Source organism: Ruegeria sp. BA12, from assembly GCF_056539625.1.
Genome location: NZ_JBQFVF010000001.1, coordinates 56,196 through 82,172 on the forward strand (window position 1 = coordinate 56,196; position 25,977 = coordinate 82,172).

Annotated in this window: 27 protein-coding genes; 15 read left to right on the forward strand and 12 right to left on the reverse strand. The window is 58.1% G+C overall.

Annotated features, from left to right (window positions below):
• Positions 1-15: 15 nt before the first annotated feature.
• From hisC to ACR0B0_RS00245, 3 genes are read left to right on the forward strand one after another with little or no spacing between them, the layout of a single operon-like run.
• A complete protein-coding gene (gene hisC / locus ACR0B0_RS00235) occupies positions 16-1,101 on the forward strand; it encodes a histidinol-phosphate transaminase (RefSeq protein WP_480645982.1) in 1,086 nt (361 codons plus the stop codon).
• Positions 1,098-2,018, forward strand: coding sequence for a prephenate/arogenate dehydrogenase family protein (locus ACR0B0_RS00240; protein ID WP_170374211.1), 921 nt, complete (start codon positions 1,098-1,100; stop codon positions 2,016-2,018). The genes hisC and ACR0B0_RS00240 overlap by 4 nt, the downstream gene beginning before the upstream one ends.
• Positions 2,015-2,845: an extensin-like domain-containing protein gene (locus ACR0B0_RS00245; RefSeq protein ID WP_480645984.1), complete on the forward strand. Its 831-nt coding sequence runs from the start codon at positions 2,015-2,017 to the stop codon at positions 2,843-2,845. Before ACR0B0_RS00240 ends, ACR0B0_RS00245 begins: the two co-directional genes overlap by 4 nt.
• Here ACR0B0_RS00245 and ACR0B0_RS00250 read toward each other — a convergent pair.
• Positions 2,842-3,843, reverse strand: coding sequence for a DUF2125 domain-containing protein (locus tag ACR0B0_RS00250; protein WP_480645986.1), 1,002 nt, complete (start codon positions 3,841-3,843; stop codon positions 2,842-2,844). The genes ACR0B0_RS00245 and ACR0B0_RS00250 overlap by 4 nt on opposite strands.
• 67 nt (positions 3,844-3,910) lie before the next feature.
• On the opposite strand from ACR0B0_RS00250, the gene ACR0B0_RS00255 reads away from it, so the two are divergent.
• The 4 genes from ACR0B0_RS00255 to ACR0B0_RS00270 all read left to right on the forward strand — a co-directional run bounded on the left by ACR0B0_RS00255 (position 3,911) and on the right by ACR0B0_RS00270 (position 8,091).
• Positions 3,911-4,441, forward strand: coding sequence for a gamma-glutamylcyclotransferase (locus ACR0B0_RS00255; RefSeq protein ID WP_170374217.1), 531 nt, complete (start codon positions 3,911-3,913; stop codon positions 4,439-4,441).
• 69 nt (positions 4,442-4,510) lie between these two features.
• Positions 4,511-5,689, forward strand: coding sequence for a biopolymer transporter ExbB (locus tag ACR0B0_RS00260; protein WP_170347812.1), 1,179 nt, complete (start codon positions 4,511-4,513; stop codon positions 5,687-5,689).
• Between the two features lie 3 nt (positions 5,690-5,692).
• On the forward strand, positions 5,693-7,330 hold the full coding sequence (locus ACR0B0_RS00265) for a peptidoglycan -binding protein (protein ID WP_480645989.1): 1,638 nt from the start codon (positions 5,693-5,695) through the stop codon (positions 7,328-7,330).
• A 230-nt stretch (positions 7,331-7,560) separates the two neighbouring features.
• Positions 7,561-8,091, forward strand: coding sequence for a phosphotransferase (locus tag ACR0B0_RS00270; RefSeq protein WP_170347814.1), 531 nt, complete (start codon positions 7,561-7,563; stop codon positions 8,089-8,091).
• Between the two features lie 53 nt (positions 8,092-8,144).
• Here ACR0B0_RS00270 and clpA read toward each other — a convergent pair whose 3' ends face one another.
• Positions 8,145-10,469, reverse strand: a complete 2,325-nt coding sequence (gene clpA, locus ACR0B0_RS00275; RefSeq protein ID WP_480645991.1) for an ATP-dependent Clp protease ATP-binding subunit ClpA — start codon at positions 10,467-10,469, stop codon at positions 8,145-8,147.
• A gap of 166 nt (positions 10,470-10,635) precedes the next feature.
• Entirely contained in the window at positions 10,636-11,403 is a 768-nt protein-coding gene (gene gloB, locus ACR0B0_RS00280; RefSeq protein ID WP_170347816.1) for a hydroxyacylglutathione hydrolase, read from the reverse strand.
• A gap of 61 nt (positions 11,404-11,464) precedes the next feature.
• On the opposite strand from gloB, the gene ACR0B0_RS00285 reads away from it, so the two are divergent.
• From ACR0B0_RS00285 to ACR0B0_RS00315, 7 genes are all read left to right on the forward strand, one after another.
• Positions 11,465-12,199 (forward strand): class I SAM-dependent methyltransferase, encoded by a 735-nt coding sequence (locus tag ACR0B0_RS00285; protein ID WP_170347817.1) that lies wholly within the window; start codon positions 11,465-11,467, stop codon positions 12,197-12,199.
• A 311-nt stretch (positions 12,200-12,510) separates the two neighbouring features.
• A complete protein-coding gene (locus ACR0B0_RS00290) occupies positions 12,511-13,071 on the forward strand; it encodes a F0F1 ATP synthase subunit delta (RefSeq protein ID WP_170347818.1) in 561 nt (186 codons plus the stop codon).
• Entirely contained in the window at positions 13,072-14,610 is a 1,539-nt protein-coding gene (gene atpA / locus ACR0B0_RS00295) for a F0F1 ATP synthase subunit alpha (protein ID WP_170347819.1), read from the forward strand.
• Positions 14,611-14,625: 15 nt separating this feature from the next.
• Positions 14,626-15,501: a F0F1 ATP synthase subunit gamma gene (locus ACR0B0_RS00300; protein WP_058280013.1), complete on the forward strand. Its 876-nt coding sequence runs from the start codon at positions 14,626-14,628 to the stop codon at positions 15,499-15,501.
• Positions 15,502-15,520: 19 nt separating this feature from the next.
• Complete coding sequence (atpD, locus tag ACR0B0_RS00305) at positions 15,521-16,945, forward strand: F0F1 ATP synthase subunit beta (protein WP_170347820.1); 1,425 nt, start codon at positions 15,521-15,523, stop codon at positions 16,943-16,945.
• A 12-nt stretch (positions 16,946-16,957) separates the two neighbouring features.
• Positions 16,958-17,368 carry a F0F1 ATP synthase subunit epsilon gene (locus tag ACR0B0_RS00310; RefSeq protein ID WP_058280015.1) on the forward strand — a complete coding sequence of 137 codons (411 nt, stop codon included), beginning with the start codon at positions 16,958-16,960 and terminating at the stop codon, positions 17,366-17,368.
• 117 nt (positions 17,369-17,485) lie between these two features.
• On the forward strand, positions 17,486-17,836 hold the full coding sequence (locus ACR0B0_RS00315; RefSeq protein WP_170347822.1) for an H-type lectin domain-containing protein: 351 nt from the start codon (positions 17,486-17,488) through the stop codon (positions 17,834-17,836).
• A 61-nt stretch (positions 17,837-17,897) separates the two neighbouring features.
• On the opposite strand, the gene ACR0B0_RS00320 is transcribed toward ACR0B0_RS00315, so the two are convergent.
• The 3 genes from ACR0B0_RS00320 to ACR0B0_RS00330 form a co-directional block, all read right to left on the reverse strand.
• A complete protein-coding gene (locus ACR0B0_RS00320) occupies positions 17,898-18,581 on the reverse strand; it encodes a hypothetical protein (protein ID WP_480645993.1) in 684 nt (227 codons plus the stop codon).
• Positions 18,582-18,882: 301 nt separating this feature from the next.
• Entirely contained in the window at positions 18,883-19,332 is a 450-nt protein-coding gene (rpiB, locus tag ACR0B0_RS00325) for a ribose 5-phosphate isomerase B (protein ID WP_170347824.1), read from the reverse strand.
• Positions 19,333-19,435: 103 nt separating this feature from the next.
• Positions 19,436-20,455 carry a ribose-phosphate pyrophosphokinase gene (locus tag ACR0B0_RS00330; RefSeq protein ID WP_170347825.1) on the reverse strand — a complete coding sequence of 340 codons (1,020 nt, stop codon included), beginning with the start codon at positions 20,453-20,455 and terminating at the stop codon, positions 19,436-19,438.
• Between the two features lie 108 nt (positions 20,456-20,563).
• Between ACR0B0_RS00330 and ACR0B0_RS00335 the strand changes: the two genes are divergently transcribed.
• Positions 20,564-21,166: a DsbA family protein gene (locus tag ACR0B0_RS00335; protein WP_480645995.1), complete on the forward strand. Its 603-nt coding sequence runs from the start codon at positions 20,564-20,566 to the stop codon at positions 21,164-21,166.
• A gap of 12 nt (positions 21,167-21,178) precedes the next feature.
• On the opposite strand, the gene ACR0B0_RS00340 is transcribed toward ACR0B0_RS00335, so the two are convergent.
• The 6 genes from ACR0B0_RS00340 to ACR0B0_RS00365 all read right to left on the reverse strand — a co-directional run bounded on the left by ACR0B0_RS00340 (position 21,179) and on the right by ACR0B0_RS00365 (position 25,907).
• Positions 21,179-22,213 carry a threonine aldolase family protein gene (locus tag ACR0B0_RS00340; protein WP_480645997.1) on the reverse strand — a complete coding sequence of 345 codons (1,035 nt, stop codon included), beginning with the start codon at positions 22,211-22,213 and terminating at the stop codon, positions 21,179-21,181.
• On the reverse strand, positions 22,213-22,686 hold the full coding sequence (locus ACR0B0_RS00345; protein WP_170547940.1) for a YcgN family cysteine cluster protein: 474 nt from the start codon (positions 22,684-22,686) through the stop codon (positions 22,213-22,215). Before ACR0B0_RS00345 ends, ACR0B0_RS00340 begins: the two co-directional genes overlap by 1 nt.
• Positions 22,683-23,615, reverse strand: coding sequence for a bifunctional riboflavin kinase/FAD synthetase (locus ACR0B0_RS00350; protein ID WP_170547941.1), 933 nt, complete (start codon positions 23,613-23,615; stop codon positions 22,683-22,685). Before ACR0B0_RS00350 ends, ACR0B0_RS00345 begins: the two co-directional genes overlap by 4 nt.
• 51 nt (positions 23,616-23,666) lie before the next feature.
• Positions 23,667-24,566, reverse strand: coding sequence for a Stf0 family sulfotransferase (locus tag ACR0B0_RS00355; RefSeq protein ID WP_480646000.1), 900 nt, complete (start codon positions 24,564-24,566; stop codon positions 23,667-23,669).
• Positions 24,488-24,931: a MaoC family dehydratase gene (locus ACR0B0_RS00360; RefSeq protein WP_058275996.1), complete on the reverse strand. Its 444-nt coding sequence runs from the start codon at positions 24,929-24,931 to the stop codon at positions 24,488-24,490. Before ACR0B0_RS00360 ends, ACR0B0_RS00355 begins: the two co-directional genes overlap by 79 nt.
• 100 nt (positions 24,932-25,031) lie before the next feature.
• A complete protein-coding gene (locus tag ACR0B0_RS00365) occupies positions 25,032-25,907 on the reverse strand; it encodes a TIGR01459 family HAD-type hydrolase (RefSeq protein WP_170347831.1) in 876 nt (291 codons plus the stop codon).
• Positions 25,908-25,977: the final 70 nt, after the last annotated feature.

Genomic DNA, 25,977 nt, shown 5'->3' on the forward strand with positions numbered 1-25,977 from the left:
TTAACGGAGCCTCTTATGACCAAGATCACCCCTCAACCCGGCATTATGGACATCGCGCTGTATCAGGGCGGCCAGTCGCATGTGGCCGGGGTCGAGCATGTGATCAAGCTCAGCTCTAACGAAAACCCGTTCGGGCCCAGCCCCAAGGCGATTGAGGCGGTGCGCGACAGTGCCGTGACCTTGCATCGTTATCCCAGCACCGACCACGCTAGCCTGCGTGCCGCGATCGGGGAACGTCACGCGCTGGACCCCGCGCGGATCATCTGCGGTGTGGGCAGTGACGAGGTGCTGCAATTCGTGGCGCAAGCCTATGCCGGGCCGGGGGATGAGGTCATTTACACCGAGCACGGGTTTTCCATGTACCCGATTATCGCCCGTATGGCCGGGGCAACGCCGGTCATGGTGGCGGAACGGGATCGTCACGTGGATGTGGACAACATCCTTTCCGCGGTTACCGAGCAAACGCGCATCGTGTTTGTCACCAATCCGGGCAATCCGACCTCGACTATGATCGGCGAGGCGGACCTTGTGCGGTTGGCCGAAGCTTTGCCGCAAAGCTGTCTGTTGGTCATTGACGGAGCCTATGCAGAATTCGTCGATGGGTTCGATGGTGGTGCGTCTTTAGTGGATCGGTTCGAAAACGTCATCATGACACGTACGTTTTCCAAGATCTACGGGCTGGGCGGGATGCGGGTCGGTTGGGGCTTTGCCGCGCAATCGATCATCGACGTGCTGAATCGTGTGCGCCAGCCGTTCAACCTGTCTCTGACCGCGTTGGCTGCGGCCGAAGCGGCGGTGAAAGACGACGACTACCTGACCTTCTGTCACGGCGAAAACGCCCGGCTGCGCGTTTGGCTTTCGGAAGAACTTGCCAAGATTGGCGTGCCTACAGACCCGTCTTGCACCAATTTCATACTGGCCCGTTTCACCGATCAGGCCGAGGCCGAGGCCTGTGACGATTACCTCAAGACGCAGGGTTTGATCGTGCGCCGTGTGGCGGGTTACAACCTGCCCAACGCCTTGCGGATTACCGTGGGCGATGAAGAGGCATGCCGCCGTGTCGTTGCGGCCATCACCGCATTCAAAGGGGGCGCCGCATGAGCCAGGTATACGACCGCGTCGCACTGATCGGGCTGGGCCTGATTGCGTCGTCCATGTTCTGGGCCATCAAACGCGCGGGCCTTGCGGGTGAGGTCACCGGCTATGCCCGGTCCGAGGCCACACGCGATACTGCCCGTCGGATAGGCCTGTGCGACCGCGTCTGTGACACGGTGCAAGAGGCGGTTGAGGGTGCGGATTTGGTAGTGCTTTGCGTACCCGTCGGCGCAATGGGGACGGTCGCGCAAGAAATCGCACCGCTCCTGAAACCGGGCGCGACAGTGACCGATGTGGGCTCGGTCAAGCGGCACGTGATAGAGGCGGTCTCGCCCCATATTCCCGAAGGAGTGCATTTCATACCGGCGCACCCGCTGGCAGGGACTGAGCATTCCGGCCCCGAATCCGGGTTTGCCGAACTGTTCGATAATCGCTGGAGCTTGCTGGTGCCGGTTGAAGGTTCGGACCCGGACGCCATCGCCCGTTTGCGTGCGCTTTGGGAAGGAATGGGCGCGAATGTGGATGAGATGGACGCGGACCACCACGATCTGGTTCTGGCCGTGACCTCACATGCGCCGCACCTGATTGCCTATACGATGGTGGGGGTTGCAGACGATCTGCGCCGCGTCACCGATAGCGAGGTCATTAAGTATTCGGCCGCTGGTTTTCGGGACTTCACCCGCATCGCGGCGTCGGACCCGACCATGTGGCGCGATGTGTTCCTAACCAACAAAGACGCGACCCTGGAAATCCTCGGGCGCTTTACCGAGGAGCTTTTTGCGCTGCAACGTGCTATTCGCACCGGCGATGGCGAACATCTGTTTGACTATTTCACTCGTACCCGCGCGATCCGGCGTGGGATTATCGATGCGGGGCAGGATACGGATGCGCCTGATTTCGGACGGGGAAAGGCGAACCCATGAAACGCGGCTGGAGGTTCCTTGCGATTGGATATTTGGCGGTCTGCGCCACAGTGTCCAACGCGGCGCCTCCTGAACAGTCGCTCGCTCCTATGGCGCGGCCCGCAACGACCGCTGTTCTGGCTTTTGCCAGCCCGTTGCCCAATGTGAAGACACGGCCTGTATTGCGCCCTGAGTCGCCGCAGGTCTTAGCCGTGGCAGCGCGCCCCTCGGAATTGCCGTTGCTGGGGCCGGATACCTCGTTGATGCCGTATCTACGGCCCAAGGAATTGGAACAGGAGGCGTTGTTCAAGAAACGCAAACTGCGCAAAACTTCGGTCTGTGGGGATATCGCTATTCAGGGCAAGCCTGTCGGAAATGTGCCCGGTCGTATCAAGGCCTGCGGCATCAAGGATGCTGTGCAAATCACCTCGGTTTCAGGTGTGGTGCTCAGCCGCCCGTCGACGATGGATTGTGGGACGGCGATAGCGTTGAACAAATGGGTCGACAAAACGGTCAAACCCACCTTCAAACGGCGCGGTCCGGTGGCCGAGCTTCAGATTGCTGCCCATTACGCCTGTCGGACCCGAAACAATCAAAAAGGGGCCAGAATTTCGGAGCATGGCAAAGGCCGGGCAATCGACATTTCTGGTTTTAAGATGGCAGACGGAGAGGTCGTGACCGTTCTGAACGGATGGCGAAAGAACCCGTCAAAACGTCAACTGACCAAAGTCTGGCGCGGGGCGTGCGGCCCGTTTGGTACGGTTCTGGGGCCGAATGCGGACCGGTACCATCGCGATCATTTCCACCTGGATACGGCACGCCATCGTCGCGGGCCGTACTGCCGTTAACGCAGGATCAGACGCGGTGCCGGGCCCAAAGGGATTGGGCCCATGGCGACAAACCCATCGCGGAAATTCAGCTGCACGTCCAACGCATTGGGGTTGCCGCCAAGCCCGGCCAGAAAGTTCAGAGTCGTTGTCACAGGGTCCACCGCCTGATCGGGCAGGGCGCCCGCTGCATTGGCCATGGCGATCATGTCGCGCCAGTTTTCGGCCCGGATCGCGATTTCTCCGGTGGGAATGCCCTGCGGGTCTACGTCCAGCTCTCCGGTTGCGAACAGGCGCAGCGCGCCCCATTTCATTTCAGCCAGGCGCAAGTCCAGCTTAACCGGTTGCGGTCTGCTTTGTTCCAGCGCGGATCGATCCCATGCCTTGTCGAAAGTGGCCGTCAGGTCCAGCTCCAGCGTTTCAAACGCTTGCGGCAGGGTAGTGGCCGAACGCATCAGTTCGCGCAGGTCATCGCCGGGGGTGAAGCCGTCTGCCTGCGCGCTGATCACATATGCCTCGGGGGTGGCGGTCTGTTCCATCACAAGTGCCAATGTGTTGCCCCCGGCCAAAGCTTCGGAATCATCGGTGATCGACCACGGCCCGGCGGTCAACGCCATCTTTTCCAACATAAGCGCCACGCCGGGTTGCAGTTCCAGTTCGGCCTGCAGGTCGGTGGCCTGAATGGTTGCGGTCTGATCGAAATAGGACAGACGCTGCGGCGTGTCGGCAAATCGCAGCACTTGTCGACCAGGCCAGATTGCCGGGCTTTGGAATTCGATCCAGTCCGCGCTCCAGGCGGTGCCATTGACCGGATCGGCCAGCGCCGGGTTATTCAGGCGCGTCATGTGGTTCAGAGGATACCCGGCAGTTTCAACGTCTGAAAAATCAGCCTGCCAGCCCTGTTCCTGCTGTTTGTCAAACCATGTGGTGATCGCGTTGCGCAGGCCGAAGCCGGCGACGAACCAATAGACGCTCCAGATTACAGCGATGAAAATGATTACCCGTATCAGACCGCGCATGGCAGTTCGCCCTTTTTCCCACCTCGGAATTGATGTTTATAGACGCAAACGGGCAAGGACCAGTGCTATGACGATGTGGGTTTTCGGATATGGATCGCTGCTGTGGAATCCGGGCTTTCCGGTGGCCCGCAGCGAACGCGCCACACTGAACGGTTATGCGCGGTCCTTTTGCATGAGCTCGATCCACCATCGCGGTACTGAAGACCATCCTGGTCTGGTTCTGGCGCTGGACGAACAGGCCGACGCCAATTGCAAGGGGCTGGCTCTGGCGGTTGAGGCAGGACACGAAGACCGCACCCTGCATGAATTGCGCGAGCGCGAGCTGATCTCGTCGGCCTATGTCGAGAAGATGCTGGACCTGCACCTGGACAGCGGCGAGGTTGTGAATGCCGTGACTTACGTGATCGACGCCCATCATGTGCAGTATTGCGGCGGTATCCCTCTGGAAGAGCAGGCCCAGATAATCGCCCATGCGGTCGGCGGGCGGGGGCCAAACACCGAATACCTCTATAACACCGCCGAACATTTGGCCGAGATCGACCTGCGCGACCCCGATCTTGAGTGGTTGGCGCAACGTGTGCGTGATATCACCGCATAAACCCTTGGCGTCACCGGTATAAGTTCGCTAGATTCAGCGCAGAGCAGGCAAAAACCGGGGACCACGCGCATGGCGCAGGCACATCAGGGCGCGAGACCTCATTTCTCGCATCCCATTCGACAGATTGTGATGATGTTGGTCGCAATAGGTCTGGCCGGGTTGGGCGTATTTATGGCCTTGCCCTATGTGATGCCGGTGATTGAAGCCAACCCATACCTGAACGGCTTTATCATCCTGGTGTTCATCATCGGTGTTTTCGCCTGTTTCTTTCAGGTGACCCAACTGATCGGCTCTGTCCGATGGATCGAGGCGTTTGTGGGCGGTGTTGTGCGCGAAGATGCACGCACACCGCAATTGCTGGCACCGTTGGCATCCCTGCTCCGCGAACGGGGCGCGCGGTCTCAGATCAGCTCAACCTCGACACGGTCCATTCTGGATTCAGTCGCAGAACGGGTCGAGGAAGAACGTGAGATCACCCGTTATATCACCAACGTCCTAATCTATCTGGGTCTTTTGGGCACGTTCTTCGGGCTGGCCACCACGGTTCCCGCCATCGTGGACACAATCCGCAGCCTTAACCCGCAGGAAGGTGAAGAGGGGCTGGCCGTATTCAACCGCCTTATGGTCGGGCTAGAATCGCAGCTGCAGGGCATGGGCGTGGCTTTCGGGTCTTCGTTGTTGGGTCTGGCTGGCTCGCTGATCGTTGGTCTGCTGGAATTGTTTGCGGGCCATGGACAGAACCGGTTCTACCGCGAGCTTGAGGAATGGTTATCCTCGATCACCCGCGTTGGCTTCGGGGCCAGCGATGAAGGTGGCGCTGAACTGGCGGTTCTGACGCCAGTATTGGATGCCATGTCCGAACAGATGAACGCACTGCAGGATCTGTTTTCAGCGCAAGAGGCTGATCGCGCTGCGGTGTCGTCCAAACTGGGCCAATTGGCGGATTCGATCGGCGAAATGAACGTGCGACAGTCCGATACCGAGGGCGTGACAGCTGCCTTGGAACGGGTTGCGCTTGGGCAGGACGCCCTGCTGGATCACATGCGCGAACAGGGCGCTGGAGACGGGATAGACGCCGAAAGCCGTATGCGCCTGCGCTCGATGGATGTGCAGTTGCTTCGTATTCTCGAAGAAATCTCGGCTGGCCGTCAGGAAAGCATGAGCGAGTTGCGCAAGGATATCGAATTGCTGGTCAAAGCCCTGACCTTACCCCGAGGCGCCGTGCGTACTGCTCCGGAAGGAGAGTAATCCATGGCCCTGTCCCGACGCACAGGTCAACGGTTCCAGGGTTCGGTCTGGCCCGGTTTTGTGGATGCGATCACCGGACTTTTGATGGTGCTGACGTTTGTGCTGACGATCTTCATGGTCGTGCAGTTTGTGCTGCGTGAGACTATTTCCGGGCAAGAGGACGAACTGACCGCCTTGTCGGATGAGGTTGCGGCGCTGGCCGGAGCGTTGGGGCTGGAAGAACGGGAAAACAGCCGGTTGCAAGCGCGGTTGGGTGTGTTGAACTCGACTTTGTCGCAGGTCGAGAACGAACTGGTGCAAGCGCAGATCCAACTGACCGATTTTGAGGCTCAGGTCGCGGCTCTGCTGGTCGAGCAAGAGCGCGCACAGGGTCAAATCGCCGAGTTGGTTGATGAACAGGGCGCGTTGAATCTGGCCTTGGCGCAAAGCCGCGCTGAGGTCGATGAACAGACCGAAGCCGCGCGTCTGGCCGCAGCGCAACGCGAGGCGCTGGAAGCCTTGGTTGCTGATCTGGAACAAAGCGATGCGGCGCAGTCCACGCGGATTTCTGAGCTAGAAGAACAACTGAGCACCGAAGAGGCTGCCAAGCTGGCTGAGGCCGCCGCCGCCGAAAATCTGCGCAACCGATTGCTGAACGCGGATGCTGAACTGACGGCCATGACCTTGGCGCTGGAAGCGCAGCGGAAAGAGGCTGAAGAGACCTTGACACTGTTGGCCGCTGCACAGGCTGCAAAAGCCGAATTGGAACGGCAGTTTGGGGCCTTGAACGCAGAAGAATTGCGAGCCCAGCTTGAGGCGGCTTTGGCAGCTCGAACCGAGGCTCAGGCTGAAGCGCAGGAACAACGCACATTGGCCGAAGAACGCGCGGCCTTGCTGGCCGTTGCGCGTGATTCGCTGTCGAATGAGCAGGCGATTTCGGAAAAAGCGCAGCGCGAAACGGCATTGCTCAATCAGCAAATGGCGGCACTGCGCGAACAATTGGGTGGGTTGCAGGCGTTGCTGGACGACTATCAGGAGCGCAATGCGGCCGCCGATATCCGTATCCAGACCTTGGGACAGGACTTGAATGCAGCGTTGGCGCGGGCCGCCTCGGAAGAACGTCGCCGCCGACTGCTGGAAGAGGCCGAGCGCGTTCGCCTTGAGGCCGAGGCCGAAGAGCTAGCCGCACAGGCCGAGGACCTGCAGCGTTACCGTTCTGAATTCTTCGGTCGTTTGCGCGATGTCCTAGGCGATGAAGAAGGCGTGCGGATCGAAGGAGACAGGTTCGTTTTCTCATCCGAGGTGCTGTTCGACACAGGATCAGCTACGCTGTCGCCGGTCGGGCGGCAAGAGGTCGCCAAGGTGGCCAATATCCTGCGCAGTGTAGCGGCGGAAATTCCCGAGGGTCTCAACTGGGTCATCCGTGTCGATGGCCACACGGACAACGTACCTCTGGCCGGGACGGGCCGGTATCGCGACAATTGGGAACTCAGCCAGGGCCGAGCGCTTTCGGTGGTGCGATACATGGTCGAAGCGCTGGGTATCCCGCCGAACCGGCTGGCCGCCAACGGGTTTGGTGAGTTCCAGCCTGTCAATCCCGCCGATACCCCCGAAGCCCGCGCCCAGAACCGCAGGATCGAGTTGAAATTGACTGAGCGTTAAATCGCTACAATGGGTTTTTTCAGGCAGACGAAAGTGGCTTCGATCCGCCGCAATTTTAGCTCGCACTGGGTGAAAGGCGAGTGTGATGCCCCTATATCTGCACCATAGGTTGAGCAGGTACGGATTTGAACAAATTGGCAGTTGAATTGCAAAGCGCGGTTGATGAGGCCCTGCAAGCACCTTATCGGCGTGTGGCCCGGTTTGAGACCTTAAAAGGAACCCCGTTTTGGATGAAGCGCATTGAGCGGTCTGCGCCTCTGCTTTGGCTGGTAAAGGGAACTCCGAATATGGCGTTCGACCGGGACCGGTGTTCACATCATTTCCTGTGGCACAGCGGTGTGCCAGTCCCGGCAATTGTGACCGAAGGTACGGGCTACTTTGTGCTTGAAGATGCTGGCGCCAGTCTGACTGACATCTGCAAGTCTAACTCTTTGACCGCTGGGGATAAAGAAAAGGCATGTTATGCGGCGGGGCAAGCGTTGGCACGCTTGCATTCAATCGACCTAGCCCACGGGCGCCCGGCTTTTCGGGATATGTGCTGGGACGGGCAGCAAATTCGTTTCATTGATCTCGAATACTTTGTGCAAACCAGGGCCGGGCGCATTCGCAAAGCCAGGGACGTTGGAATCGCGTTGGTGTCCGCTTTGTCTCAGAGTTTCGACGGGCTGCGTTATGCTCAAGTCTTTCTGTCGGCCTATCGGGCTTCACGGCGCCGTCGATCAGAGTATTTTCACAGCCCGCATCCACAGCGCACCAAATAAACATAAAAAAAACCCGCCATTGAAGGCGGGTTTCTTTCTGTATCACGATGCAATCAATCTGCGGTCAGCAGCGGTGGCTTGTCCCCCGGAATGCGCGGCTGACCGGGGCCGAAGATTTCCAGGTTCAACTCGCCCTTCTTGACCGAGACACGAACCACACCACCCTTGGCCAGCTTGCCGAACAGCAACTCCTCGGCCAGAGGCTTCTTGATGTGTTCCTGGATCACGCGGCCCAGAGGACGCGCACCCATCTTGTCGTCATAGCCCTTGTCGGCCAGCCATTCGGCGGCTTTGGGCGTCAGGTCGATGGTCACATTGCGATCCAGCAATTGCGCCTCAAGCTGCAGGACGAATTTCTCGACCACTTGCAGGATGACCTCTTTCGGCAGAGGTGCGAATGAGATCACGGCGTCGAGACGGTTGCGGAATTCCGGCGTGAACATACGTTCGATCGCAGCGGTATCCTCGCCCTCGCGGCGGTCACGGGCAAAGCCAATGGCGGCCTTGGCCTGTTCCTGCGCACCCGCGTTCGACGTCATGATCAGAACCACGTTGCGGAAATTCACCGTGCGGCCGTTGTGATCGGTCAGCTCACCGTGGTCCATCACCTGCAAAAGGATGTTGAACACGTCCGGGTGGGCCTTTTCGATCTCATCCAGCAGCAGCACGCAATGCGGATGCTGATCCACGCCGTCGGTCAGCAGACCACCCTGATCGAACCCGACATAACCCGGAGGGGCACCGATCAGACGGGAGACCGCGTGTTTCTCCATATATTCCGACATGTCAAAGCGCAGCAGTTCCACGCCCAGCGTATCTGCCAACTGTTTGGCCACTTCGGTCTTACCCACACCGGTTGGACCAGCGAAGAGATAGTTGCCGATGGGCTTTTCAGGCTCGCGCAGACCAGCGCGGGCCAACTTGATTGCGCTGGCAAGCGCCTCGATAGCTTCGTCCTGACCAAACACCACCCGTTTCAACGAAGTTTCCAGATCTTTCAGAACCTCCGCATCGTCCTTGGTGACGTTTTTGGGCGGAATGCGCGCGATCTTGGCAACGACGGCCTCGATCTCTTTCACACCGATGGTCTTGCGGCGTTTGCTTTCTGCGACCAGATGCTGTGCGGCACCGGCCTCATCGATCACGTCGATGGCCTTATCTGGCAGTTTGCGGTCGTTGATATAGCGCGCCGACAGTTCTACGGCGGTTTTGATCGCATCCGCAGTGTACTTGATCTCGTGATGCTTCTCAAAATAGGGTTTCAGACCGCGCAGGATTTTTACGCTGTCTTCGACCGAAGGTTCATTCACGTCGATCTTCTGGAACCGGCGGCTGAGCGCGCGGTCTTTTTCGAAATGTTGACGGAACTCTTTATAAGTGGTCGAGCCCATGGTGCGCAGCTTGCCGCCCTGCAGGGCAGGTTTCAGCAGGTTCGACGCATCCATCGCGCCACCCGAAGTCGCACCGGCACCGATCACGGTGTGAATCTCGTCAATAAACAGCACAGCGTCGGGGTGATCTTCCAATTCCGTCACGACTGCTTTCAGCCGTTCCTCGAAATCACCGCGATAGCGGGTGCCCGCAAGCAGCGCGCCCATATCCAGCGAATAAATGGTGGTGTTCGACAGCACATCAGGGGCTTCGCCGCCCACGATCTTGTGGGCCAGACCCTCGGCAATGGCGGTTTTGCCCACGCCCGGGTCACCCACCAGCAGCGGGTTGTTCTTGCGGCGACGGCATAGCACCTGAATGCAGCGTTCCACCTCGTCGGCGCGACCGATCAGGGGGTCGACATCGCCTGCACGCGACTTGGCGTTCAGATCGATGCAATATTTCCCCAGCGCGCTTTCTTTCTGATCACCATCAGTGGTGCTGGATTGAGCCTCTTCCTCGACCTGATCCGCGCCGGAAACCGAGCGGTTTTCGCCATATGCCGGATCTTTGGCTACGCCGTGTGCGATGAAATTCACCGCGTCATAGCGCGTCATGTCCTGTTCTTGCAGGAAATAGGCTGCGTTGCTTTCGCGTTCAGCAAAGATGGCGACCAGAACGTTGGCTCCGGTCACTTCGGTGCGGCCCGAACTTTGCACGTGGATCGCGGCGCGCTGAATCACGCGCTGGAAAGCGGCGGTTGGTACGGCCTCGGACCCATCAATGTCGGTGACCAGATTAGACAGGTCTTCGTCGATGAATTCGACCAAAGTGCTGCGCAATTCTTCCAGATCGACGCTGCAGGCTTTCATGACGCGGATGGCATCGGGTTCTTCCAGCAGCGCCAGCAGCAGATGTTCCAGCGTTGCAAATTCATGTCGCCGTTCATTCGCAGCCGCAAGGGCCGCGTGGATGGCTTGTTCTAAAGTGCTCGAGAATGAAGGCACGCGGGTGCTCCTCTGTCTTGGGTCGAAAGGGGCAGGATGTGGCCCCGGTTCAACCATGTCCTCATACTAATAGAGTTTGGTTGATCGTGGCCCGGCTTCAAGGGTTTTCTTTCACTTGACAGTCACATTTCCTGTGACCGTGGCCGTGAAGAGCGCGAAATAAGCATTAGAAGCGGTCTTTTCTAGCCCTGATTTCGGCAAATACAGCCGTCGGTTCGGCGTTTTCCATACCCAGATTGGCCTGAATCGACGCATCAGTGGCACGCAAGAACGGGTTTGTGGCCTTTTCCAGCGCCAGGCTCGAGGGAACCGTAGGTTTTCCGGCGGCGCGGGCGGTGTCGATATCCGCAATGCGTTGCTGCAGTGCGGCATTGCCTGGATCGACCGAAATGGCGAATTTGGCGTTGGATTGCGTATATTCGTGGCCCGAATAGACGATTGTTTCGTCGGGCAGTGCGGCCAACTTGGAAAGAGATTGCCACATCTGCGGCGCGGTACCTTCGAACAGGCGGCCGCAGCCCAGGGCCATCAGGCTGTCTGCGGTAAAAACGGCAGCGCTTTGCGGCATGTAGAATGCAATATGACCAACCGTGTGGCCTGACACATCCAATACCTGCACCGGTTCGTCACCAATCTGGAACGAGTCGCCCTCGGCCACTTGCAGATGCAGTGGGGGCAGGCGGTGGGCGTCGGCACTGGCACCAATGACTTTGGCGTGGTGTCTTTCCAGAATACCGGTCAGCCCGTCGACGTGATCCCAATGATGATGGGTCAGCAACACGTGACTTAGCGTCCAGCCGCGGGCGTCCAGTTCTGCCAGAATCGGTCCTGCTTCGGGCGCATCAATCAGGGCGGTCTGGCCACTGGTGGCGTCATGCGCCAGAAAAGCATAATTATCGCTGAGACATGGGATGGTTACGATCTCAAGAGGCATGGCCTTTTGCCCTTTCGTTGCTAGACTGCGTCCAGCTAAGCCGATTGACCAGGTGTCCGCAATGCATCTTGATGTGCAGGATCTGAGGAATTTCTACTACCGCAGCACATTGGGCCGTGCGGCGCAGGCCGCTATTCGTGGACGGCTGACGCAGTTGTGGCCCGAAGCCAAAGGTCAGACCGTAGTAGGCTTTGGCTTCGCGGTGCCACTTTTGCGGCCATATCTGGCAGAAGCGCGTCGTGTCATCGGCTTGATGCCAGGGCCGCAGGGGGTCATGCCCTGGCCTGCCGGGATGCCCAATGTCTCTGTGCTGACCGAAGAAACACTCTGGCCCATTGAAACCGGGCACGTGGACAAATTGGTCGTGATGCACGGGTTGGAGACCTCAGGCCAGCCCAGCGAATTGCTGAACGAATGCTGGCGGGTTCTCGGACCAGGCGGGCGCGCGATTTTCATTGTGCCGAACCGGGCCGGGCTGTGGTCGCGATCAGATCGAACGCCCTTTGGATTCGGGCGCCCGTATTCGGCGTCGCAGTTGGAAAGCCAGCTCAAGGCGCATCACTTCATTCCCGAAGGCCACTGCTCGGCCCTGTATATGCCGCCTTCGTTTCGCCGGTTCTGGTTGAAATCGGGCAGTCTGATCGAAAAAACCGGTCAGCGCATGCCAACGGTGATGGCAGGGGGCGTGCTGATGGTAGAGGTCACCAAGCACATCCGCCCCCCCAGCGGCACCGTCACAAAAGATACCGAACGTCGCCCGATCAAGGCGCTAGATGGACTGTTGAAGCCAGCATAATTCTTGTGTCGATTTGGGACGTTTCAAAGCCCGAATTTGCGGGAAATAGGTCACAGGAATCGCAAAAACCTACACTTTCGTAACATTTTTCCTGCCTTCCAGCCGGATAAAAGGGTCGCACCCTTCGTAAGTAATTGAAACAAAACATTTTGTGGATAAAGTGCTTGCCGTGATAATATATTGCTAGCTTGGTTCGGCTCTGCTACATCCCCGGTGATTTTGATCCCCGGCCGTCTGGGCGGGGTTTCCTCACGCCCCCGTGGTAGCGGCCGCTACTCAAAATCGGGGCCTCAAATATCGGAAGGGTGGACGTGTCCGAACCAGCTTCGATTTCCACTGGCATTGCTGAACGCTATGCCACCGCGATCTTTGAGATCGCCAAAGAGAATAATGACCTTGCAGGTCTGGAAACCGGCATCAACGATTTGGCAGCAGCTTTGGGCGAAAGCGCCGACTTGCGCGACCTGATTGCATCGCCGCTGGTATCCCGCGCCGAACAGGAAGCAGCGATTACCGCGATTGCCGACAAGATGGGTCTGCATACCATCCTGCGCAACACGCTGGGTCTGATGGCCGAAAAGCGCCGCCTGTTTGTTATTCCGCAACTGGTGCAGGTACTGCGCGACATGCTGGCAGACGAACGCGGCGAAGTGACCGCCGATGTCGCCTCGGCCAAGGCGTTGACCAAGACGCAACTGGATAAACTGTCCAAGACGCTGTCCGAGCGTGTGGGCAAGACCGTGACAATCAATGCGACCGTTGATGAAAGCCTCATCGGCGGTCTTGTCGTTAAAGTGGGCTCGAAAATGATCGATAGCTCGATCCGTTCGAAGCTGAACTCCCTACAGAATGCAATGAAAGAGGTCGGATAAATGGGAATCCAAGCTGCAGAGATTTCTGCAATCCTGAAGGACCAGATCAAGAATTTTGGTCAGGAAGCCGAAGTGGCCGAAATCGGCCGCGTGCTAAGCGTCGGTGACGGGATTGCCCGTGTATACGGCCTGGACAACGTACAAGCCGGTGAGATGGTTGAATTCCCCGGTGGCATCATGGGCATGGCGCTGAACCTGGAAAGCGACAACGTCGGTGTCGTTATCTTCGGTTCCGACCGTGACATTAAAGAAGGTGACACCGTCAAGCGCACCAACTCGATCGTGGATGTTCCGATCGGTGACGAGCTGCTGGGCCGTGTTGTTGACGGTCTGGGCAACCCGCTGGACGGCAAAGGCCCGATCAACGCAACCAAGCGTGGCGTTGCAGACGTTAAGGCACCAGGCATCATCCCGCGTAAGTCGGTTCACGAGCCGATGGCAACCGGCCTGAAATCGGTTGACGCGATGATCCCGATTGGCCGTGGCCAGCGTGAGCTGATCATTGGTGACCGTCAGACCGGTAAAACTGCTGTTGCTCTGGACGCGATCCTGAACCAGAAAGTGTACAATGACGCAGCAGGCGACGACGAGTCGAAGAAACTGTACTGCGTTTACGTTGCCATCGGTCAAAAGCGTTCGACCGTTGCGCAGCTGGTGAAGAAGCTGGAAGAATCCGGTGCGATTGAATACTCGATCGTTGTGGCCGCAACCGCGTCCGACCCGGCTCCGATGCAGTTCCTGGCACCCTACGCTGCAACCGCGATGGCCGAATACTTCCGAGACAATGGCCGTCACGCGCTGATCATCTATGATGACTTGTCTAAACAGGCTGTGTCCTATCGTCAGATGTCGCTGCTGCTGCGCCGCCCGCCCGGACGTGAAGCCTATCCTGGCGACGTTTTCTACCTCCACTCGCGCCTGCTGGAGCGTTCGGCCAAGCTGAACGAGGATTTCGGTGCGGGCTCGCTGACTGCTCTGCCGGTCATCGAAACTCAGGGTGGTGACGTTTCGGCGTTTATTCCGACCAACGTGATTTCGATCACCGACGGCCAGATATTCCTGGAAACCGAACTGTTCTACCAGGGTATCCGCCCTGCTGTGAACACCGGTCTGTCGGTTTCGCGTGTGGGCTCTTCGGCTCAGACCAACTCGATGAAGTCGGTTGCCGGTCCGGTTAAACTGGAACTGGCTCAGTACCGTGAAATGGCTGCGTTTGCTCAGTTTGGTTCCGACCTGGACGCCGCGACCCAGCAGCTGTTGAACCGTGGTGCGCGTCTGACCGAGCTTATGAAACAGCCGCAGTACTCGCCGCTGACCAATGCTGAAATCGTCTGCGTCATCTTCGCCGGTACCAACGGTTACCTCGACAAGATCGACGTGTCCGATGTTGGCCGTTACGAAGCTGGCCTGCTGGCGCACCTGCGTGGCAAGCACGCGGATCTGCTTCAGTGGATCACGGACGAAGATCCCAAGATCAAGGGTGACGCTTCCGATAAGATCAAGGCTGCGCTGGACGAATACGCCGCAACCTTCGCTTAAGGGAGAGGCGGGCATATGCCAAATCTTAAGGACCTTAAAAACAGGATCGAGTCGGTCAAATCGACCCGCAAGATCACCAAGGCCATGCAGATGGTCGCGGCTGCAAAACTGCGCCGCGCCCAGGAATCAGCTGAAGCCTCGCGCCCCTATGCCGAACGGTTCAATGCCGTGATGGCGGGGCTGGCGGCTTCGGTCGGGGGCAGCGACAGCGCCCCCAAGCTGCTCCGTGGTACGGGCAGTGATGATGTCCATCTGCTGGTCGTCATGACAGCTGAACGCGGCCTGTGCGGCGGCTTCAACTCGAACATCGCCAAGCTGGCCCGCCAAAAGGCGGACGAGCTGCGCGCCAAAGGCAAGACGATCAAAGTTCTGACCGTCGGCAAAAAAGGCCGCGACGCGCTCAAGCGTGATTTTGGCGATCTGTTCGTTGGACATATCGACCTGAGCGAGGTCAAGCGTCTGGGTTACACCAATGCGCAAGACATCGCGAAGGACGTCCTGTCGCGCTTTGACGGGGGTGAGTTCGACGTTGCCACGATCTTCTATTCGAAGTTCGTCAACGTTGTGACCCAAATCCCGACGGCACAGCAGGTCATCCCCGCCTCGTTCGAGGAAACCGAGGGTGACGATAGCGGTGCTGTTTTCGACTACGAGCCCAGCGAAGAGGCCATCTTGGCCGACCTGCTGCCCAAGGGGGTTGCAACCGCGATCTTCTCGGCCCTGCTCGAAAACGGAGCGTCTGAACAGGGTGCACGGATGTCCGCAATGGACAACGCGACACGCAACGCGGGTGAGATGATCGACAAGTTGACGATCCAATTCAACCGCTCGCGTCAGGCCGTGATCACCAACGAGCTGATTGAAATTATTTCCGGCGCCGAAGCGCTGTAAGAAAACCGGAGACAACAATATGGCGAATGCAAAAGGCAAAGTCACACAGATCATCGGGGCCGTCGTCGACGTGCACTTCGAAGATCAGCTGCCTGAAATTCTGAACGCGCTGGAAACCGAAAACAACGGCAAGCGTCTGGTACTGGAAGTTGCCCAGCACCTGGGTGAAAACACTGTCCGCACCATCGCGATGGACGCGACCGAAGGTCTGGTTCGTGGTGCTGAAGTGACCGACATGGGCGCGCCGATCTCGGTTCCGGTTGGTAACGCCACCCTGGGCCGCATCCTGAACGTTGTTGGCGATCCCATCGACGAAAAGGGCCCGGTTGAGGCAACCGAATCCCGCGCCATCCACCAGCCTGCACCGACCTTCGCAGAACAGTCGACCGAGTCGGAAGTTCTGGTCACCGGCATCAAGGTTGTGGACCTGCTGGCCCCTTACGCCAAAGGCGGTAAGATCGGCCTGTTCGGCGGCGCTGGCGTTGGTAAAACCGTTCTGATCATGGAACTGATCAACAACATCGCAAAAGTGCACTCGGGCTTTTCGGTGTTCGCGGGTGTTGGTGAACGGACCCGTGAAGGGAACGACCTGTACCACGAGATGATCGAATCGAATGTTATCAAGCCGGACAACCTGTCGGAATCGCAGGTGGCCCTGGTTTACGGTCAGATGAACGAACCTCCCGGAGCGCGTGCGCGTGTTGCTCTGACCGGCCTGACCCTGGCCGAGCAGTTCCGCGACCAGTCCGGTACCGACGTTCTGTTCTTCGTCGACAACATCTTCCGCTTTACGCAGGCGGGTTCCGAGGTTTCGGCTCTGCTGGGTCGTATTCCTTCGGCGGTGGGCTACCAGCCGACACTGGCCACTGACATGGGTGCCCTGCAGGAACGCATCACCTCGACCAAGTCGGGCTCGATCACCTCGGTGCAGGCGATCTACGTGCCTGCGGACGACCTTACCGACCCTGCGCCGGCAACCTCGTTCGCTCACTTGGATGCGACTACCGTTCTTAACCGTGCGATCTCGGAAAAGGGTATCTACCCTGCGGTTGACCCGCTCGACTCGACTTCGCGTCTGCTCGACCCGGCCATCGTTGGCGAAGAGCATTATCAGGTTGCGACCGATGTTCAGCAGATCCTTCAGCGCTACAAGTCGCTGCAGGACATCATCGCCATCCTTGGCATGGACGAGCTGTCGGAAGAGGACAAACTGACCGTGGCCCGTGCCCGTAAGATCGAACGCTTCATGTCGCAGCCGTTCGACGTGGCGCAGGTCTTCACCGGTAGCCCTGGCGTTCAGGTTCCTCTGGATGTCACCATCGCGTCGTTCAAGGCCGTTGTGGCTGGCGAATACGATCACCTGCCCGAAGCGGCCTTCCTGATGGTTGGCGGCATCGACGAAGTGATCGCCAAAGCGGAAAAGATGGCCGCAGAAGCCGCCTAAGGAGTATCCCTGATGGCAAACACGATGCAATTCGACCTCGTCAGCCCCGAGCGGAGCCTTGCTTCGCTCAGCGCGACGGCGGTCCAGATTCCCGGCGCGGACGGGGACATGACGGCGATGCCCGATCATGCCCCCACCATCACCACGCTGCGCCCGGGCATCCTGAAGGTCGAAGCACCTGAAGGGTCCAGCGAATACCTGGTCACCGGTGGGTTTGCTCAGATCAATGGCGATGGCCTGTCGGTTCTGGCCGAAAAGGCGATCCCGGTTGCCGAAGTGACACGCTCACACCTGGACGATCTGATCGCCGAGGCACGCGCGTCGCACGAGGCAGCGAAGGAAGGCGATGATCAGTCCATCGTTGACGACGCTGCCAAGTTGCTGGCCGACATGGAAGCCCTTGGAACGCATATGAGCCTGTAAGGCTCTGGCAATTCTTGTGATTTATAACGGCTCCGCCTGCGCGGGGCCGTTTTTTTGTCGTGATTTTGCCGAGGCCGCAGGATAGGTGTAAGGAATACAAAGACAAAGACATCAACAATGAAGACTTTTCGAACCCACCCTATTGGTATCGACCAAGGCGAGTCAGTGCTGTTTTCCGATTTCGCTGATGGCGGCGATATGTGGACGGGCGAGGGGCCACGCGAACGGCGGTCTGCGATCCTCTTCAGTCAGCCATTTCGAACCGCACCGGTGGTTCAGATTGGCGTGTCTTTATGGGATGTGGACACGTCCTCGGCGCTACGTGCCGAGGTGACGACTGCGGACATTACACCTGAGGGCTTTGTTACCGTATTCCGAACCTGGTCGGATACGCGAATTGCCCGGATACGGGTGACATGGACGGCCATTGGTGAGGTCGCACATGAGGATGACTGGGATATCTCGTGATTGATTCAACGCCTGAGCCAGGAAGTGGTTTGAAAAACATGCTACGCGCTTTTCGGGATAATCAGTGTAGTCTGGAAAACAACCAGTTCCACTCGTAAGGATTAGCACCGCTCAGAATTATGGCGCAAATCGTTATGACGGCTCCAAGCACGCAAAATACGGGAACACGGCCCAAGGCAAAACCACGCACGAAAAGTCCGATAAATCCTATGAGCAGAGAAAGCATAGGGAGACCAATCATAATCACGCTGGCCCCGAGGGCGTACTCTCGGGCACTCTCGGTATCCATCGAGTGGGCGATTTTGCCTGTAATAAGGTAAAATGTGGCAATGGCGCCAAAGCTGAAGCCTACTATGGAACATATGGTCCGAGCCCTGTTTGACGTAATACGCTTTCGACGCCCTCCCGTTTCGGAGACGTCCGAGATCGCCTTGTTCCGCTGTTTGTCACCAGCCAAAATGCCGCGGTACATAAGGATACAGCCAGCCACTAACGCGAACACCCCCGCAACACCCAGCCCGGCTGCGGCACCGATCCCATAGCTTTGCTTTATAACCTCGTAACTTTCGTTCGCCTGTTTTACTGCTTGTTGCCCGACACTCAAAAACAGTATGCCGACAAGGACCTTCCAGTGATTTGGTCGGAGTGATGGAGCTTTTGTTACTTTTTGCGAAAGGTCAGAGGTTGCTTGAGGGTTATTGGCGTTGATGCGTTGAATGCGGTCTTGAAAGCTTGTGTTGGACATGGGTCGAGGTCTGAAACTCTATCAGTTAGTGCTTGTAGGTTTTTTGCCAGGGCAATGTGTTGAAAATTGGTCTGACGTCAGCGCAATTGATGCGCCGAGGCCAAGAAAGGAGCCGCAACATAATTGGGTGTGAGACGTCTGAACTTTTCTACGTTTGACAACATTCGTAGCGCTAAGGCACAGGTCGCTCATAAAGTTGCATCGCCGACATGCATTGACGTGTTCCAGACACGGTCCAACAAAGCTCTGCAAGCGGGCGTTGCCAGGATTGCGGTGGTCTGAAGTGGCGTGAAATGCTGCTCTAGGCCTCATTTCCCTCAATCATGTCCACACGGGTCGCGTGACGGCCGCCTTCAAACTCGGCGGTCAGAAAGGCATCGACGATATCCAACGCCTGACCTTCACCCACAACGCGCGCACCGATGGAGAGCATGTTTGCGTCATTGTGATGGCGGATCATCCGGGCCGAAAACGCGTCGGAACAAACACCACAACGGATGCCGGGGACTTTGTTGGCGGCCATCATGATGCCTTGACCGGTGCCGCACAGAACGATTCCCAATTGGCAATCGCCCGAAGCCACAGCCTGTGCAGCAGCTTTGCCGTGCAGGGGGTAGTGGGTGCTTTCAGGAGTGGTAGGGCCGATGTCCACCACTTCCCAGCCATTTGCCGCAACATGGGCGGCAACAGCCTGACGCAAATCAATGGCTGCGTGGTCACTGGAGAGAACGATGCGTTTGTTGACTGTCATGGGACTTTCCACAGATAACCACGCTGATTTTCGTGGCAGGTTGGTCGCGGGCGCGGAGGCCTGCAAAGGGAAGGGCGGCCCAAAAGGACCGCCCGATCCAAACTTAGTCCATGTGGTACATAGACTCGTAGATCGGGATCAAGGTCTTGTCTTCGAATAGCGACGAAACGCTGGTACCGTTCCAGATATTCAGGATCGCCTGCGTGAAGATCGGAGACGTTGGTACGATGCGGATGTTCTTGGCTTTTGCGATCTCTGGGGTTGGCTGGATCGTGTCGGTTAGCACCAACGACTTCATTACCGAATTGGTTACGCGTTCGACTGCCGGGCCGCTCATGACGCCGTGTGTGATGTAAGAGTGAACCTCTTTCGCACCGTTATCCATCAGTACCTGAGCCGCTTTGCACAACGTGCCGGCAGTGTCGCACATGTCGTCCACGATCAGGCAAATCTTGTCTTTGACGTCGCCGATCACGGTCATTTCTGCCACTTCGCCAGCCTTTTCGCGTCGTTTGTCAACGATCGACAAGGGAGCGCTGATGCGTTTGGCAAGTTCACGTGCACGGGCCACACCGCCCACGTCGGGCGAGACAACCATAAGTTCATCCAGGTTGTTCTTGAACTGGTGTTTTACATCCAGTGCAAAGATTGGCGAGGCATAGAGGTTGTCGACCGGCATATCGAAGAACCCCTGAATCTGCGCTGCGTGCAGGTCCATGGTAAGGATCCGCTCGATCCCTGCACCGGTCAGCATGTTGGCCACCAGCTTGGCGCTGATCGGCGTGCGGGCCTTGGTGCGGCGGTCCTGTCGAGCATAACCGAAGTAGGGGATAACAGCGGTGATCCGTTGGGCCGATGACCGGCGCAACGCGTCGGCAATGATCAGCAGCTCCATCAGATTGTCATTGGCGGGGTTCGAGGTTGGCTGGACGATGAACATGTCCTCGCCACGCACGTTTTCGAACACTTCGACGAAAATCTCGCCGTCATTGAACCGTTCAACTCTCGCATCGACCAGACCCTGATCGACGCCGCGATACAGGCTCATGCGGCGAGCTATGGATTCGGCAAGCGGAAGATTTGCGTTCCCAGCGATAAGCTTGGGTTCGTTGAGTGTCGGCATCGGCTGAGGTCCCCGGGCAGCAATGGCAAATGTGACAGATTCGTGATGTTGACACCGCTTAGCATGGCCTTACCGTCCAGCAAAGGTAACGCAGCGGAGAAAGTGCACATGGCCCGGATTGACTACTATTTTGCGACAATTTCGCCATTCACCTATTTGGCAGGTGAGCGGCTGGAGGAGGTCGCGGCCAAGCATGGCGCGACGATCAATTACAAACCGCTGGATATCATGGCGCTGTTCGGGCGTACGGGGGGAACGCCGCCAAAAGATCGCCACCCGTCGCGCAATGAATACAGGGCGCAGGAACTGCTGCGCCAATCCAAGAACCTGGGAATAGAATTCAATCTGCAACCGGCGCATTGGCCGACCAATATGGCGCCGTCGTCCTATGCGGTGATTGCAGCGATGAAGGATGGGGCAGGGGATGTAGGTAAGTTGGTCCAGTCCTTGCTGCGGGCCTGTTGGGCCGAGGAAAAAGACATCGCACAGGATGATGTGATCCGCGATTGCCTGACGCAGGCGGGCTTTGACCCAAATCTGGCAGACAGTGGCCTGCTGGTCGGCGCCGAAACCTATGCCGCCAATCTGGAAGAGGCCGTTGAAAGCGGCGTCTTTGGCGCGCCGTTCTACATTACTGAGGATGGCCAGCGGTTCTGGGGGCAGGACCGTTTAGATGATCTGGACCGGCACCTGACCGAGGCCAAGGGTTGACCGGCATGCCAGTCAAAGCAGGTCGAGGAAACGGTCGATATCGTCGCTGCTGATCGACCAGTCACAGACCAGACGGCAGGCGAGCGTCTCTTCGTCACTTGCCCCGTCAAGTTCTGCCCCCCAAAGGTGGTAGATCGCCCCGGCCTCATGCAGTTGCCTATGCCGGGCGCGGGAAAACTGGGCGAATACCATGTTGGCCTGCGGCTCGTGCAGGAAGGTCGCGCCCTTGGCACGCAGGCCGTCGGCCAGGTGGGCACAATTGGCGTTGGCCTTACGCGCCATAGTCAGCCACAGGTCATCCTGCAAATAGGCTGCCATCTGTGCGGACAGATAGCGATGTTTTGAAAACAGATGCGCACCGCGCTTGCGCCGCAGTTCAAACTCCCAGGCTTTGGATTCGTCAAAGAAGACAACTGCCTCGACCCCCATCAAACCGTTCTTGGTGCCGCCAAAGCTGACCGCATCGACGCCCGCTTTCCACGTCATTTCGGCCGGAGAACAGTTCAGCGCGACCAAAGCGTTTGTGAACCGAGCTCCATCCAGATGGACGGGCAGGTCAAACTCCTTTGCTACGCCGCACAATACCTGCAACTCCTCCAGCGAATAGACCGAGCCGCGCTCGGTCACCTGGGTGATCGAAACCGGTCCGCGTTGCGGACCATGCACACCGCGGGTTTCTTCGGCCAGAATGGAACGGCGCAGCGCTTCGGGATCCATCTTGTCGCCGCCGGGTACCAACGTCAGCTTGGTGCCGCTGTAGAATTCCGGCGCGTTGCATTCATCCTCGTGGATATGGGCGACGGGCGAACAGAACACCGTCTCCCACGGCTGTGCCAGGGTTGCCAATGCCAGCGAGTTTGCCGCCGTTCCGGTGGCTACCAGATACACCGCAGCACCGGGCGCTTCAAAGATGCCGCGAATTCGATCGCGCACCTCATTCATCAGTGTGTCGGCCCCATAGGCCATCTGATAGCCCTGATTTGCTTCGTTCAAAGCGGTCATGACCTGCGGATGGACCGGCCCGGAATTGTCAGAGGCAAAATACATCAGCTGGGCTCCTCGATGATATAGTCTTCCCATTCTTCGATGGGTGTTTCGAACTCGGACACTGTGCGCCCCTGAACCGAGATTCCGGTAGCGTGAACACTGTCCGGCGTACCTGATATCAATGGGTGCCAGTCGTAAAGAGGTTTCCCTTCCCACAACAGCCTGTAAGCGCACGTTTGCGGCAGCCAATAGGCGTGATCGTCGATATTGTCGGGCTTCATCACGATACATTCCGGCACGAACTGGTGGCGGATATCGTATTGGGTGCAGCGGCAGGTCTCATCATCCAGCAGACGGCAGGCGACGCAGGTCAGGGCCACCTCGCCTGTGTCTTCGTCTTCAAGCTTGTTCAGACAACACTTGCCGCAGCCGTCGCAAAGCGCCTCCCACTCTTGCTCGTTCATCTTGGTTAGGGGTTTGCGTTCCCAGAACCGGGGGCTCAGGCCAGTGCGATCAATAGGATCGGCGGTCATAGCGTCGCCAGCAGTGTTCGGGCCTTGTCACAATCAGAGTTCATTTGTGCAATCAACCCGTCCAGCCCGTCGAAGGTCAATTCAGGTCGTAGATATTCAACCAGACCAATCGATAGGGTCGCACCATAAAGGTCGCCTGAAAAGTCGAACAGGAAGGTTTCGATATTCGGCACTTCGCCCTTAAACATTGGCCGCGTCCCGACCGAGGCTGCGCCTTGATAGCTGCCTTGATGCGGGCCGTCCAACACATCGACCAGCACCGCGTAGACGCCGAATTTTGGCGGGTGCAGACCTTCGATGGACATGTTGGCGGTCGGGAAGCCCAACTCGCGGCCACGTTGTTCGCCGCCGATCACCGGACCCTCGATCCGATGCCAATGGCCCAGCATGGTTGCCGCATCGCGAGGGCGGCCTTCGGTCAGCGCTGTACGGATCGCGGTGGACGACACGATATTCTCGGACCGCTCCATCAAAGGTGCGATGGTGACGCCAAAGCCCATTTGTTGACCGAACCGAACCAGATCATCCGCCGTACCGCTGCGCCCCTTGCCGAAACAGAAATCGGCACCGACAACCACATGCGAAAGGCCCAACCCGTCGCAAATCACGTTCGACGCGAATTCTTCCGGAGTCAGCCCGGCAAGGGCGGAATTGAAGGGCAGTTCATACAATTTCTTGACACCCAGCTTTTCTAGCCGGTGCGCTCGGGCATTGCAGCGCATCAGGCGAAAAGGCGGGGCTGCGGGTGCGAAATACTCGCGTGGGTGCGGCTCAAAGGTCATCACCCCCAAAGGCGCATCCGGCGCGGCATTGCGGGCCAGTTCGATCACAGACTGGTGGCCGATGTGGACGCCGTCAAAATTCCCGATCGCCACGCTGGCGCCGCGGTCCTGAGGCTCGATGAACTGAAAATCACGGATGATGCGCATAGCATCTGCCTAACGGGACTGCGGTTCGGGTTCAAGCATCTGATTGCATTGTCAGTGTGTGGGATGATCGGCCAAAAAACGTCTGGCCCATTCCCGGTTTGTCGAGTCTGCCAGCTTGTCTGTGGCGGGCGTGAACTCGGCACCCCGCGCGGGATCGATCCCCAGCAGGTATAGTACATCGGTCAAAACGCCAATTGGATCGTTTTCAAGTTGTTCGTAATGGATGATATGCGGCGTGATCTGCTGCGCGGCGAACCAGTCACGCCAGGCCGCATCCCCTTCTTCAAGTTCAGCCATGTATCGGGCGATGGCGATCGGATCGTAAACCGGGTCGGCAGGTGGGGTGAGACGCTCCAACTCGGTCCCATCTGCGTTGCGGTGCCACAATCCGGTCTGTTCGGCTTTCACAATCGAAATAGCCTGTTCCAGCTTGTTGCGCCGATTAAGGTAAACGAAGCAGACCTCGCCAAAGGTGGCTTTCAGCCGGGCTAGGTCATCCCCGGCGGTCGGGTATAGACTGCGCAATTGCTGAAGAAAGAAGGCCCGACTTTTGCCTTGCAGGCGCAATCCGAAGATGTCTGTAGCGGCTTTTCTCTGGTGAATGGCCTCGGCAAAGATTGCGCGCAGGGTGCTTTTTGTATCCGGAAACGCGCTGCGATCCAGATCGTAATACGCCATCCATTCTTCCAAGATCGGGGCATGAAAGTACGAATCCGGTTTTCCTGCGCAACCCGTGGCGGCTAGTAGCTGGCACAGCAAAGTGCTGCCGCTGCGCGGGGTCGTGCAAATTAAGTAGCTGTCAAAATTGTTTACCGACCCGGGTCTAGACCGGGCCGGTGAACGAAACAAGGCTGGTAAAGCTGTGCTTTGGATCAGTCGAACTTGCGCGACGGGGCCAGAACCATTGCTTCGCCGACCAGAACCTTTTTGCCATCTACGGCGCAGTGGCAATCCAGTTTCACCCGACGCTTGGCAAAGTCGATGTCGATCACTTTGACCTCGGCATAGACCATGTCACCGGGGCGCACGGGGGCCAGGAATTTCAGCGACTGACCCATATACACGGTGCCGTGGCCGGGCAGCTGTTCGCCGATGACGGCCGAGATCAGGCCCGCCGTCAGCATCCCATGGGCGATGCGCCCCTCAAAGATCGTGTCGCGGGCATAGTCATCATCCAGATGCACCGGATTCCGGTCGGTCGAAACCTGCGCAAACATCTCGATATCTTCGTCAGTCACCACTTTGCGCAGGTGACGGGTCATGCCCATTTCGATGTCTTCAATACAGATCGTGCCGCGCGGAAGATTGTCCAACATGTCGCCCTCACTTGAATCCGTTGAGCAACAAAAGGATCAATGTTGCCCGTGTTCGGCAACTTTATTACTTCGCAAGCGCAGAAAATCAAGCCTTTTCTGCTTATCTCAGGCGACCGATTGTATAGGTGGGATTTATATTTTCCCTTGCAATGTAGTCAGTTAGCGATTCGTGGTGCGGATGATGCTCAGTTTTTGTTTCTGCAGCAGCCAATCCGCCCGAGATAAACAGAGAATCAATCCCCTCACCCATGCCGCCCAGAATGTCGGTATGGGGGCCATCACCGATCACCAAAATGTCGCCATCGGGGATGTCGTGGCCCAGTTCTTGCAGCCTACGGCGGGCCAGATCATAGATCGGCGGGTGGGGTTTGCCGAAGTACAGGCTTTCGCCGCCCATCTCGGTATACAGTTTGGCCAGCGCCCCGGCACACCATTCGCGCACCTCGCCCCGGTCGACCACAATATCGGGATTGGCGCACAGCAGCTTCATGCCCTTTTGCTTGGCATAGAGGAAATCCGCGCGGTTGACGGACGGGTCCGCCATCGGATCAAACGGACCGCAACAGACGATCCCTTCGGCCTCATCCAGCGGGACCCGTTCGATGTGGATCGGGTGGTGCAGTATTTTCAGCGGCTCAAAGAACCCCGCATCGCGCTGCCATTCGCCCATGAAATAGACCTTTTCCCCGACGGCGCCCCGGAACATCGCCGACCGCGCAGAATCGCCGCTGGTGGCGATGGTGTCATAGGCATCTTCGGGGACGTTGAATTGCACCAATTGTTGGGCAACGCCCGCGCGGGGTTTCGGAGAGTTCGTCACCAGCACGACAATCCCGCCTTTCGCACGATAGGCTTTGAGGGCAGCGACGGCCTCGGGGAAGGCGGTGATGCCGTTGTGAACACAGCCCCAAAGGTCAACGAACAGTGCTTTGTAGCGGTCGGATATGTCGGACAGGGCGTGGACGATCTGAGTCATTGAGGACCTCGGGCGAGTTGAATGCAAGGTTGCGTCAGCTATTGCAAAGCTGACGGGCTTTGACCATCCC

What these genes read in the sequence shown, in the direction of transcription:
- hisC (WP_480645982.1), top strand. Translation starts at nt 16, where the DNA reads ATGACCAAGATCACCCCTCAACCCGGCATTATGGACATCGCGCTGTAT.
- ACR0B0_RS00240 (WP_170374211.1), top strand. Translation starts at nt 1,098, where the DNA reads ATGAGCCAGGTATACGACCGCGTCGCACTGATCGGGCTGGGCCTGATT.
- ACR0B0_RS00245 (WP_480645984.1), top strand. Translation starts at nt 2,015, where the DNA reads ATGAAACGCGGCTGGAGGTTCCTTGCGATTGGATATTTGGCGGTCTGC.
- ACR0B0_RS00250 (WP_480645986.1), bottom strand. Translation starts at nt 3,843, where the DNA reads ATGCGCGGTCTGATACGGGTAATCATTTTCATCGCTGTAATCTGGAGC.
- ACR0B0_RS00255 (WP_170374217.1), top strand. Translation starts at nt 3,911, where the DNA reads ATGACGATGTGGGTTTTCGGATATGGATCGCTGCTGTGGAATCCGGGC.
- ACR0B0_RS00260 (WP_170347812.1), top strand. Translation starts at nt 4,511, where the DNA reads ATGGCGCAGGCACATCAGGGCGCGAGACCTCATTTCTCGCATCCCATT.
- ACR0B0_RS00265 (WP_480645989.1), top strand. Translation starts at nt 5,693, where the DNA reads ATGGCCCTGTCCCGACGCACAGGTCAACGGTTCCAGGGTTCGGTCTGG.
- ACR0B0_RS00270 (WP_170347814.1), top strand. Translation starts at nt 7,561, where the DNA reads ATGAAGCGCATTGAGCGGTCTGCGCCTCTGCTTTGGCTGGTAAAGGGA.
- gloB (WP_170347816.1), bottom strand. Translation starts at nt 11,403, where the DNA reads ATGCCTCTTGAGATCGTAACCATCCCATGTCTCAGCGATAATTATGCT.
- ACR0B0_RS00285 (WP_170347817.1), top strand. Translation starts at nt 11,465, where the DNA reads ATGCATCTTGATGTGCAGGATCTGAGGAATTTCTACTACCGCAGCACA.
- atpA (WP_170347819.1), top strand. Translation starts at nt 13,072, where the DNA reads ATGGGAATCCAAGCTGCAGAGATTTCTGCAATCCTGAAGGACCAGATC.
- ACR0B0_RS00300 (WP_058280013.1), top strand. Translation starts at nt 14,626, where the DNA reads ATGCCAAATCTTAAGGACCTTAAAAACAGGATCGAGTCGGTCAAATCG.
- atpD (WP_170347820.1), top strand. Translation starts at nt 15,521, where the DNA reads ATGGCGAATGCAAAAGGCAAAGTCACACAGATCATCGGGGCCGTCGTC.
- ACR0B0_RS00310 (WP_058280015.1), top strand. Translation starts at nt 16,958, where the DNA reads ATGGCAAACACGATGCAATTCGACCTCGTCAGCCCCGAGCGGAGCCTT.
- ACR0B0_RS00315 (WP_170347822.1), top strand. Translation starts at nt 17,486, where the DNA reads ATGAAGACTTTTCGAACCCACCCTATTGGTATCGACCAAGGCGAGTCA.
- ACR0B0_RS00320 (WP_480645993.1), bottom strand. Translation starts at nt 18,581, where the DNA reads ATGTCCAACACAAGCTTTCAAGACCGCATTCAACGCATCAACGCCAAT.
- rpiB (WP_170347824.1), bottom strand. Translation starts at nt 19,332, where the DNA reads ATGACAGTCAACAAACGCATCGTTCTCTCCAGTGACCACGCAGCCATT.
- ACR0B0_RS00330 (WP_170347825.1), bottom strand. Translation starts at nt 20,455, where the DNA reads ATGCCGACACTCAACGAACCCAAGCTTATCGCTGGGAACGCAAATCTT.
- ACR0B0_RS00335 (WP_480645995.1), top strand. Translation starts at nt 20,564, where the DNA reads ATGGCCCGGATTGACTACTATTTTGCGACAATTTCGCCATTCACCTAT.
- ACR0B0_RS00340 (WP_480645997.1), bottom strand. Translation starts at nt 22,213, where the DNA reads ATGTATTTTGCCTCTGACAATTCCGGGCCGGTCCATCCGCAGGTCATG.
- ACR0B0_RS00345 (WP_170547940.1), bottom strand. Translation starts at nt 22,686, where the DNA reads ATGACCGCCGATCCTATTGATCGCACTGGCCTGAGCCCCCGGTTCTGG.
- ACR0B0_RS00350 (WP_170547941.1), bottom strand. Translation starts at nt 23,615, where the DNA reads ATGCGCATCATCCGTGATTTTCAGTTCATCGAGCCTCAGGACCGCGGC.
- ACR0B0_RS00360 (WP_058275996.1), bottom strand. Translation starts at nt 24,931, where the DNA reads ATGTTGGACAATCTTCCGCGCGGCACGATCTGTATTGAAGACATCGAA.
- ACR0B0_RS00365 (WP_170347831.1), bottom strand. Translation starts at nt 25,907, where the DNA reads ATGACTCAGATCGTCCACGCCCTGTCCGACATATCCGACCGCTACAAA.